An 8,893-nucleotide genomic window follows, 5' to 3' on the forward strand; every position below is an offset into this window, starting at 1 on the left:
GGGCGCTCTCCTTTCCTTCCTTCTCGCCTACCGGGTTAGCTGACGGGTTCGGAGCAGGAAGGTCTCCTACGAGCGTTCTTGGCCGCACGAGGCAGCAAGAGACGCCCGATTCACCCCAATTGGTGGTTCCCCGGTTTCCTTGCGGAATTCGGCGCGTGCGCACGGTGCCGTCTCTTTCGACGGCTGGGACAACCGCGCTGCGTTATCGAACGTTAATAGACGACCGGGGCTTATTCCAAGCTGTTCCGGGTGATCGTTAGCGGGCCCGGCCCGGACCAACCGGGACACAAGCGGGTGGAATCGGGCGAGTCGATCGCCCCTCCGACCGTGTGCGATCACACACTCGAACTGACGGTGCGTCAAATATTATGCGGAGTGGTGCGCCCCAACTACGCAGCGTGCCGGGCGAGATGACGACACACGGCGAAGGGATCGCGAAGAGACGGAGGAGATACGGGAAGCGACGCCGTCACGGCACGACGGGCATCGTCCGGCGCCGCTCCGGCTGCCGCTCGGTGGGCCTGCTGACGGCCAGCAGCGCCATGTCGTCCGTACTGCCGCCGCCGGTGTGCAGCCGTACGTCCCCGACGATCGCGTCGAGCATCTCGTCGGGGCCGGGGAAGATCCGTCCCGCGAGCCGTTCGCGCGGGTTGTAGAAGACGCCCGCCGTGTTGCGCGCCTCGGTGAGCCCGTCCGTGTAGAGGAGCAGCGTCGCCCCGGCCCGGTACGGGATCTCGTCCGCGCGGTCCGGCCAGGAACCCAGCTCGCCCATCCCGAGCGGCAGCGCCGGATCGGCGGGGGCCAGCACGGTCAGTCCGCCGTCGTCCGCGAGCAGCAGCGGCTCCGGGTGCCCCCGGTTGACCACGCGCACCATGCCCTCGGCGTGCGGGATCTCGGCGAGTACGGCGGTGGTGAAACCCTCGAACAGATCGATCCCGTCGCGCCGCGTGCCCTCGCGCGCCAGCGCCCGCTCCAGCCGCTGCGCGACCCCTTCGAGCGACCGCTCCTGCTCGGCGGCCTCGCGGAAGGCGCCGATGACGACGGCCACGGTCTCGACGGCGGCCATGCCCTTGCCGCGTACGTCGCCGACAACCAGCCGTACCCCGTACTCCGTGTCCTGGACGGCGAACAGGTCGCCGCCGATGAACGCCCCCTCCTCCGCGGCCTCGTAGCGCGCGGCGATGTGCAGCCCGCCGATCCGGGAGGCGGGCGTCGGCAGGACGGCCCGCTGGGCGGCCTCGGCGATGACGCGCGCCGACGCCAGGCGCTCACCGCTCCGGCGTACGACACCGTTGATGGCCAGCGCGAGGACGGAGACGGTGAAGACGGTCAGCGATTCGGTGATCGTCGCGACCTCGTCGACCGTGTCGTTGAAGAAGTGCAGTCCGAGCACGGCGGCCAGGGACAGGAGGCCGATGACGAGCGTGCGCGCGAACGAGAAGAACGGGGCCGCGACCAGCGGCGCCGCCGCGAAGAGCGGGGAAGCGGTGATCGCGGTCGGGGTCGCCTGATCCATGATGATCCCCGCCACGAGGATCAGGAAGGGCAGGATCGCCACGACCGGATGCGCCGACCGGGCGGCGTGCCGGCCGCGCCCCCGTCTGGCGGGACGGGGATCGCCGGGACCGAAACCCGGGGGGTGCCGGTCGGCGGAGGGAAAGCCCTCCCAGGTGGGGTCGTCCGGGTCGAAGCTCGGCGGGATCGAACTCGGGGCGTGGGAGTCGGCCGGGTTGGCGCCCGTCCAGCCGGAGCGGGAGTCGGGGTCGGCGCGCCGGAAGCCGCGGCGGACGCCGCGCCGGATCCCGCGCCGGGCGTTGTCGCCGAGGCCGCGGAGCCTGGTGGACAGGCCGGGACGGCGGACAGCCCCGTCGGCGGGACGGCGGCCGTCGCTCCCGCCGCCGCCCGCCGTCCCGTCGTCTCCGCTGTCTCTCTGCCCCACCTGTGTCTCCTGCCCGGTCCGTCGACGGCTGCGGACGGTGCCGCGCCCTTCCCAGGCTGGCCCCTTACGCGCCGGGGGGCTACCCGCCGTCGACCGACTGGGCTACCGGTGGGCCGGTGCGGTGACCGGAGCCCGGCCGGGAAGTCAGCCCGGGGGCGGGCCGTCAGTCGGTGAGGTGGCGCTCGGCGTACACCTTCATCGCGTCCCGTACGAGGACGGCCGCGCCTTCCGCGTACTTGTCGTAGTTACGGCCGAAGCGCGGGTCGTCGACGTACATCGCGCCGACTCCGATGACATACGACCTGGAAGGGCTCGTGGTGCTCGACAGCCAGTCGCAGTGCCGGGCGGCGATGGCCTGCGCCTCGTCGCTGTCGGCGGCGAGACCGTCCTTCCTGGCCCGGCCCCAGTCGCGGGCGATGTTCTCGTGCAGGTCCATGAACTCCCGGCGCTCGCTCTCGTTCAGCGAGCGCCACCAGCGGTCCGCCTTCGCGTACGCGTCCCGGCCCCACCGCTCGGTCACCTCGCGCTCGTAGCGGGTGTGATCGAAGCCGTCGAGAATTTCCTCGGCCATGAGCTGTTCTCCCCTCTCGGTCCTGTGGAGAGTGGTCCGCACCGACGCGATCAGACGTCCCACGCGCGCACGCTCCTGTTCGAGCAGCGCGAGATGGGTGCGCAGGGCGGCGGCCGTGTCCTGTTGGCCGTCGAGGATCTCGGCGATCGCGGGCAGGCCGAGACCGAGTTCACGCAGCAGCAGGATCCGCTGCAACCGGACGAGGGCGTCCTGGTCGTAGTAGCGGTATCCGTTGCCGCCGACCCGGCTCGGGTCCAGCAGCCCCAGCTCGCCGTAGTGCCTGAGCGTGCGGCTCGTCGTGCCGGCCTTCTTCGCGATGTCCTGGATCGACCACTCCATGACCGAAACGCTAAATCTTGACGTTGCGTAAAGGTCAAGCGTGATCCGGCGCCCGGACGCGGCTGGGCACGGGATCACGAGAGCACGACGAAGGCCCGGATCCAGTGGATCCGGGCCTTCGTCTTTTTCCAGTAGCGGGGACAGGATTTGAACCTGCGACCTCTGGGTTATGAGCCCAGCGAGCTACCGAGCTGCTCCACCCCGCGCCGTTGAATGCAACACTACGCCATCCGGACCAAGATCATTTCCATTTACCCGGCCAGGGAGTGTCGGGGGCCCCGATCGGCCTAAGCCGCCTCCACCACATCGGCCCGGACCGCCGCGGCCCACTCGACCAGCAGCCGCTGATACTCCTCCTGCTCGGCGGTGGACAGCGCCCGGCCCGCGCGCGCCCACAGGGCACGGATCTCCGTGTTGACCACGGCGGCGGGACGGACGGGAACGCTGGCATCAGAGGAAGCTGACATGGCGTAAGGCTACGGCCAGCCACTGACAATCGGCAGAGCGTGTCCCCCACGACCTCGTACCGCCACCGTCCGGAGCCCTTCAGCCCCTACGCTTACCCCGGTGATCGAAACCATCGTTTTCGACGTCGGCGAGACTCTCGTCCGGGACGACCGCTACTGGGCCTCCTGGGCCGATTGGCTCGGCATCCCCCGCCACACCATCTCCGCGCTGGTCGGCGCCGTCACCACCCAGAGCAGGGACAACGCCGACGCCCTGCACCTCATCAAGCCGGACATAGATGTCGGCGAGGCGTACCGGGCCAGAGAGGCCGCGGGCCGGGGCGAGCACCTGGACGAGTCCGACCTCTACCCCGACGTACGGCCCGCCCTGGCCGCTCTGCACCAGCTCGGCGTACGCGTCATCGTCGCCGGCAACCAGACGGTCAAGGCCGGTGAGCTGCTGCGGGGCCTCGATCTGCCGGCCGATCTGGTCGTCACGTCCGGCGAGTGGGGTGTCGCCAAGCCCTCGGGGGAGTTCTTCGCCCGCGTCGTGGAGGCGGCGGACACCGCGCCGGAACGGATTCTGTACGTCGGCGACCACCCCATGCACGACCTGTTCCCCGCCCAGCGGGCCGGCCTGCGCGCGGCGCATCTGCGGCGCGGGCACTGGGGCTATCTGTCTGCGGACGATCCGGACGTCGTCGCGGCGGCGGACTGGCGGATCGACACGCTCACGCAGCTGACGCCGATCGTGGCGGAGCAGCGGCAGCTGACCTGAGCGGTCGCCGTCCGGGCGGCGCCGATCACTCGGCGCCGTACTCGTGGGGCAGCCCGCCCTGCCACTCCACCCAGGAGGGGTCGTCGAGCAGTTCCCAGGCGTCGGGCAGTCCGGCGAGCCGGAGGAATTCGACCAGATGGTCGTCGTTGTGCGCGAGTCCCATGATCCGGCCGCGGACAGTGACCCGCCGGCCGCCCGTCCCGGACGGCCGGTGCACGACGATCGGTGTGTCACTCATACGGTCAAGAGTGCGACTCCCGGGGCTGGAGCGCAGCCTCGGGGTCCGGTCTTTGCCCGGAGATCGCATCGAAATGGGCCGCTTACCAACCGTTCCATGCCCTTTGTCACCGCCCGGATGCGGGATACGGCACACGCCCCGATGCTGGGAGGTGAACCCCACAAGGGAGGACGAGTCATGTCGATGCTCGACAAGCTCAAGGGAATGGTCAAGGGCCGCGAGGACACTGTGCGCAAGGGCGTCGACAAGGCTGGTGACGCCGTCGACCGGAAGACCGGCAACAAGTACAAGAGCCAGGTCGACACGGCCCAGCAGAAGCTCAACGAACAGCTGGGCTCCCAGGACCGGTCCACGCCGGGCGACGAGCGCCCGCCGCAGAGCTGACCCGACCACTCACACTTCGAAGGCTCCGACCGGTCACCTGTTCCGGTCGGAGCCTTCGCGCGTCGTACGGGCTCAGGCCGCGCCCGCGCCGACGTACTGCTCGGCGTACTCCCCCGTCGGCTCGATCGGCGTGATGAAGTCGATCAGCACCCCGTCGGGGCCGGCCACGATGAAGTGCCGCTGCCCGAAATCCTCACTGCGCAGTTCGAGTACGGGGGTCAGCCCCTCGCCGTCGACGAGCCGCTTCCACTCCGCGTCCACGTCCGCCACCTCGAAGTTGAGGAGCAGCCCCTGAACGGGCTTACCGTACCCATCGGGCACCGACGGGTGGGTGGGATCGAGGAGCGCGAGCTCGTACGGGACGGCGCCCGGCCGCCGCAGGCTCACGTACCAGTCGGCCTCGAACGTCGTCTCGAAGCCCAGCAGCCGGGTGTAGAAGTCATGGGATTCCTGGAGCCGCGTGGTGGCGATCACGGGATAGAAGCTGGTCAGCTCCATGACAGATCCTTTCGCATACCATTGGTACGCGAACGACGCTATTCGCATACCAATGGCATGTCAAACGGGGAGGAACGCGATGCCGCAGGAGCGGGGCACCCGGGCCCGGCAGCGGGAGCAGACCAGGCGGGCTCTGCTGCGCGAGGGCCGCGAGCTCTTCGCGGAGGTCGGTTACGGCGCGGTGAGCCTCGCGGAGATCGTCGCCGCAGCCGGGGTGACCAAGGGCGCGCTCTACCACCACTTCGACAGCAAGACCGCGCTCTTCCGTGCCGTACTGGAGGACGTCCAGCAGGAGGTCGGCGCCCGTGTCGCGGAGGCGGCCGGGGCGCGGGACGACTCCTGGGACCAACTGGTCGCGGGCTGCCAGGAGTTCATCACCGCGACGACCGGTCCGGACATTCAGCGGATCATGCTCGTCGACGGGCCCGCCGTACTGGGCTGGGCCGAGTGGCGGGCGATGGACGAGGCGTCGTCGGCCCGCCATCTGACGCAGGCGCTGGCCGGGCTCGTCGCCGAGGGTGTCATCGCCGCACAGCCGGTGGCGCCGCTCGCGCACCTGCTGTCGGGCGCGATGAACGAGGCGGCGCTGTGGCTGGCGGCCTCGACGGACCCGGCGGATCTGACCGACACGAGGGCCGCGCTGGGGCGGTTGCTGGGGGCGCTGCGGGTGGGGTGACGGGTGCGGGCCCGTACCCGCGCCGCCACGCCGCCACGCCGCCGCGCCTTCAGCGGGTGACGAGGTCCCGTACGGCCGCGGCCACCTCCCCCGGCGCCTCCTCGGCCATGAAGTGGCCGCACGAGACGGTCGTGTGCCGCAGGTCGGGCGCCCAGGCGCGCCAGCGCGCGGCGGCGTCGAAGCCCAGGGCCGTACCCCAGTCCTGCTGGAGGACGGAGACCGGCATCCGCAGCTGGTTCCCGGCGTCCCGGTCGGCCTGGTCGTGGGCGACGTCGATCCCGGCGGAGGCGCGGTAGTCGGCGACGATGGACGGGACGGCCGCGCGGGAGGCCGCCAGGTACTCGGCCCGGATCCCGGCCGGAATCGCCCCCGGGTCGCGCGTCCAGATGTCGAGGAAGTGGCCGAAGAACGCGTCGGCACTCGCGCTGATCATCCGCTCGGGCAGGCCGGGCGGCTGGGCCATCAGATAGAGGTGGAAGCCGACGGCGGCGCTGGTGCCGTGCATGACGTCCCAGGTGTCCAGCGTGGGCAGGACGTCGAGCGAGGCGAGGTGGGTGATCACGTCGGGGTGGTCGAGGGCCGCGCGGATCGCCACGAGGGCGCCCCGGTCGTGTCCGACCAGCGCGAACCGGTCGTGCCCCAGGGCACGGGCGAGCGCGACGGTGTCGGCGGCCATGGTGCGCTTGGCGTACGTGACCCCATCGGTCCCATCCGCCCCGGCGTTCTCGGCGGGCTTGTCGCTGGCGCCGTAACCGCGCAGGTCGGGGCAGATGACGGTGTGGTGGGCGGCGAGTTCGACGGCGACGTGCCGCCACATGAGGTGGGTCTGCGGGAAGCCGTGCAGCAGTACGACGGGGCTGCCCGAGCCTCCGACGGCGACATTGAGGCTGACGTCGTCGGCGACGGGGACGCGCCGGTAGGTGAAGCCGGGGACGGTGGGGTGCATGGTGTGCTCTTCCGTAGGGTGGCGTGCGTTGCTTCGAGCGTGCGGGCCTCGAATCAGCAGCCGGTCAGCGCGACGGAAGAGGGCGGATGGCACAGATCCTGTTCGGTGTGCTCGGCCCCGTGACCGCCGAGGGCCCGGACGGCCCGATCGCTCTCAAGGGCCCGCGCCACCGTGCCGTACTGGCGCGCCTGATCGTCGCCCGCCGCCAGGTCGTCCCCGTCGGCCGGCTGGTCGCCGACCTGTGGACGGACGATCCGCCGCCGTCCGGCGCGGTCGGCTCCGTACAGACCTTCGTCGCCGCGCTCCGCCGCGCCCTGGAACCGGACCGCCCGCCCCGTGCCCCGGCCCGGCTGCTGGTCACCGACGGCCCCGGATACGCGCTGCGCGCCGGGCCCGAGGCCGTGGACGCCTGGCGTTTCGAGACGGCCGTCGGCGAGGCGGCGAAGCTGGCGCCCGCGCGGGCGCTGCGGCGGCTCGACGAGGCGCTGGAACTGTGGCGGGGGCCCGCGTACGCCGACTTCGCGCAGGAGGAGTGGGTACGGGGCGAACGCGCCCGCCTGGCCGAACTGCGGCTCCGGTCGGTCGAGCGCAGGGCCGAGGCACAGCTGGCCGTCGGCCTCGCCGCCGAAGCGGTCCCCGACCTGCACGCGCACCTGACCGAACACCCCTGGCGCGAGGACGCCTGGCGGCTGCTGGCGCTGGCGCTGTACCGGACGGGCCGCCAGGGCGACGCGCTCGCGGTCCTGCGCCGGGCCCGGTCGACGCTGGTGGAACAGCTGGGGCTGGATCCGGGGCCCGCGCTGCGCAGGCTGGAGGCGGACGTGCTGGCGCAGGATCCGGCGATCGACGCAGGGGTCCCGGAGCGTGCGTCGGAGCTGTGGACGCGGGCTGCGGCGGCGTACGACCGCACGGTCGCGGCCGGCGCCCGCGCCCGCCTGGAGACGACCGTGGGCCTGCTCCGCGATCTCGCGGTGACCGGAGGCGGCGGGCTGACGGCGGCGCGCGAGCAGCGGCTGGCGGCGATCCGGGCGGCCGAGGAGTTCGGTGACGCGGAACTGACCGGCCGGGTGATCGGCGCGTACGACGTCCCCGCGATCTGGACGCGCTCCGACGATCCGGAACTGGCGCGGCAGATCGTCGCCGCAGCCGAACGCACACTGGCCGCGTTGCCGCCCGGCGAGGGGTACGAGGCGGTGCGGTGCCGGCTGCTGGCGACGGTGGCGGTGGAGATGCGCGGCTCGCACTCCGCGCGCGGACCGCAGGCGGCGGCGCGGGCGGAGACGATCGCGCGACGCCTCGACGACCCGGCGCTGCTGGCGTTCGCGCTGAACGGGACGTTCATGCAGTCCTTCACGCGGGCCGGCCTCGCACCGCGCCGCGCCGAAGTCGGCGCGGAGCTGGTCGAGTTGGGGGCGCGGCACGGTCTGGTCACCTACGAGGTGCTCGGCCATCTGATCCGCCTTCAGGCGCTCGGCGCGCTGGGCGACTTCCGGGCGGCGGACGCCCACGCCCAGGCGGCGGACCGCCTGGGCGCGCTCCACGAACGGCCGCTGGTGGGGGTGTTCACCGAGTGGTACGCCGCGCTGCGGCTGTCCGCGTCGGGGGAACTGGCAGGGGCGAGGGCAGCGTACGAATCGGCCGCCACCGATCTCCCGGCCGCCGGCATGCCGGGCCTGACGTCGGGCCTGCTGCCGCTGGCGCTGCTGTCCCTGCACTTCACCGACGGCCCCGCCGTGCCGCCCCCCGAGGCGGTCGACCTGCGTGCGGACTGGGGCCCGTACCGCCCCTGGATCACCCCGCTGGCGGCACTGTCCACGGGCGACGAGGCTGGAGCCCTCCGCGCCCTGCACGCCTTGCCGGACCCACCCCACGACCTGCTGTACGAGGCCTGCTGCTGCCTGGAAGCAACGGCGGCCCTCCACCTCACGGACCACGCAACCCTGCTCCGCGCCCACAACTGCCTGCTCCCGGCCTCCGCCGAACTGGCGGGCGCGGGAAGCGGGTTGCTGACGCTGGGGCCGGTGGCCGGGTATCTGGAGGCGATCGAGAGGGTGTTGGGGGGCTGAGCTGGTTGGCCC

At 72.0% G+C, this 8,893-nt stretch carries 10 protein-coding genes, 1 tRNA gene and 1 riboswitch; of the genes, 4 read left to right on the plus strand and 7 right to left on the minus strand.

From position 1 onward, the window contains the following. Nucleotides 1-9: 9 nt before the first annotated feature. Nucleotides 10-164: riboswitch (cyclic di-AMP (ydaO/yuaA leader) on the minus strand. Between the two features lie 305 nt (nt 165-469). The 4 genes from P3L51_RS21495 to P3L51_RS21510 all read right to left on the minus strand — a co-directional run bounded on the left by P3L51_RS21495 (nt 470) and on the right by P3L51_RS21510 (nt 3,316). Beyond that, nucleotides 470-1,558, minus strand: a complete 1,089-nt coding sequence (locus P3L51_RS21495; RefSeq protein WP_354606913.1) for a PP2C family protein-serine/threonine phosphatase — start codon at nt 1,556-1,558, stop codon at nt 470-472. Nucleotides 1,559-2,102: 544 nt separating this feature from the next. Further along, nucleotides 2,103-2,849 (minus strand): MerR family transcriptional regulator, encoded by a 747-nt coding sequence (locus tag P3L51_RS21500; RefSeq protein WP_354606900.1) that lies wholly within the window; start codon nt 2,847-2,849, stop codon nt 2,103-2,105. A 132-nt stretch (nt 2,850-2,981) separates the two neighbouring features. Next, a tRNA-Met gene (locus P3L51_RS21505) sits at nt 2,982-3,055 on the minus strand. A gap of 81 nt (nt 3,056-3,136) precedes the next feature. After that, the gene (locus P3L51_RS21510) at nt 3,137-3,316 is read right to left on the minus strand and encodes a hypothetical protein (protein ID WP_354606901.1); all 180 of its coding nucleotides are present in this window, start codon (nt 3,314-3,316) and stop codon (nt 3,137-3,139) included. A 100-nt stretch (nt 3,317-3,416) separates the two neighbouring features. On the opposite strand from P3L51_RS21510, the gene P3L51_RS21515 reads away from it, so the two are divergent. Beyond that, nucleotides 3,417-4,073 (plus strand): HAD family hydrolase, encoded by a 657-nt coding sequence (locus P3L51_RS21515; protein ID WP_354606902.1) that lies wholly within the window; start codon nt 3,417-3,419, stop codon nt 4,071-4,073. 25 nt (nt 4,074-4,098) lie between these two features. Here P3L51_RS21515 and P3L51_RS21520 read toward each other — a convergent pair whose 3' ends face one another. Next, on the minus strand, nt 4,099-4,311 hold the full coding sequence (locus tag P3L51_RS21520) for a hypothetical protein (RefSeq protein ID WP_354606903.1): 213 nt from the start codon (nt 4,309-4,311) through the stop codon (nt 4,099-4,101). Between the two features lie 177 nt (nt 4,312-4,488). Between P3L51_RS21520 and P3L51_RS21525 the strand changes: the two genes are divergently transcribed. After that, entirely contained in the window at nt 4,489-4,695 is a 207-nt protein-coding gene (locus tag P3L51_RS21525) for an antitoxin (RefSeq protein ID WP_354606904.1), read from the plus strand. A gap of 72 nt (nt 4,696-4,767) precedes the next feature. On the opposite strand, the gene P3L51_RS21530 is transcribed toward P3L51_RS21525, so the two are convergent. Further along, nucleotides 4,768-5,193, minus strand: coding sequence for a VOC family protein (locus P3L51_RS21530; RefSeq protein ID WP_354606905.1), 426 nt, complete (start codon nt 5,191-5,193; stop codon nt 4,768-4,770). Nucleotides 5,194-5,272: 79 nt separating this feature from the next. On the opposite strand from P3L51_RS21530, the gene P3L51_RS21535 reads away from it, so the two are divergent. Then, complete coding sequence (locus tag P3L51_RS21535; RefSeq protein WP_354606906.1) at nt 5,273-5,869, plus strand: TetR/AcrR family transcriptional regulator; 597 nt, start codon at nt 5,273-5,275, stop codon at nt 5,867-5,869. 49 nt (nt 5,870-5,918) lie between these two features. Here P3L51_RS21535 and P3L51_RS21540 read toward each other — a convergent pair whose 3' ends face one another. Beyond that, nucleotides 5,919-6,815: an alpha/beta fold hydrolase gene (locus P3L51_RS21540; RefSeq protein WP_354606907.1), complete on the minus strand. Its 897-nt coding sequence runs from the start codon at nt 6,813-6,815 to the stop codon at nt 5,919-5,921. A gap of 86 nt (nt 6,816-6,901) precedes the next feature. Between P3L51_RS21540 and P3L51_RS21545 the strand changes: the two genes are divergently transcribed. Continuing rightward, nucleotides 6,902-8,881, plus strand: a complete 1,980-nt coding sequence (locus P3L51_RS21545) for an AfsR/SARP family transcriptional regulator (protein ID WP_354606908.1) — start codon at nt 6,902-6,904, stop codon at nt 8,879-8,881. Nucleotides 8,882-8,893 lie beyond the last annotated feature (12 nt).

Origin of the sequence: Streptomyces panacea (genome assembly GCF_040560175.1) — a bacterium.
Classification (GTDB): domain Bacteria; phylum Actinomycetota; class Actinomycetes; order Streptomycetales; family Streptomycetaceae; genus Streptomyces; species Streptomyces panacea.

Coding starts and splice junctions, on each gene's coding strand:
- P3L51_RS21510 (WP_354606901.1), bottom strand. CDS start 3,316: ATGTCAGCTTCCTCTGATGCCAGCGTTCCCGTCCGTCCCGCCGCCGTG.
- P3L51_RS21500 (WP_354606900.1), bottom strand. CDS start 2,849: ATGGAGTGGTCGATCCAGGACATCGCGAAGAAGGCCGGCACGACGAGC.
- P3L51_RS21530 (WP_354606905.1), bottom strand. CDS start 5,193: ATGGAGCTGACCAGCTTCTATCCCGTGATCGCCACCACGCGGCTCCAG.
- P3L51_RS21540 (WP_354606907.1), bottom strand. CDS start 6,815: ATGCACCCCACCGTCCCCGGCTTCACCTACCGGCGCGTCCCCGTCGCC.
- P3L51_RS21535 (WP_354606906.1), top strand. CDS start 5,273: ATGCCGCAGGAGCGGGGCACCCGGGCCCGGCAGCGGGAGCAGACCAGG.
- P3L51_RS21525 (WP_354606904.1), top strand. CDS start 4,489: ATGTCGATGCTCGACAAGCTCAAGGGAATGGTCAAGGGCCGCGAGGAC.
- P3L51_RS21545 (WP_354606908.1), top strand. CDS start 6,902: ATGGCACAGATCCTGTTCGGTGTGCTCGGCCCCGTGACCGCCGAGGGC.
- P3L51_RS21520 (WP_354606903.1), bottom strand. CDS start 4,311: ATGAGTGACACACCGATCGTCGTGCACCGGCCGTCCGGGACGGGCGGC.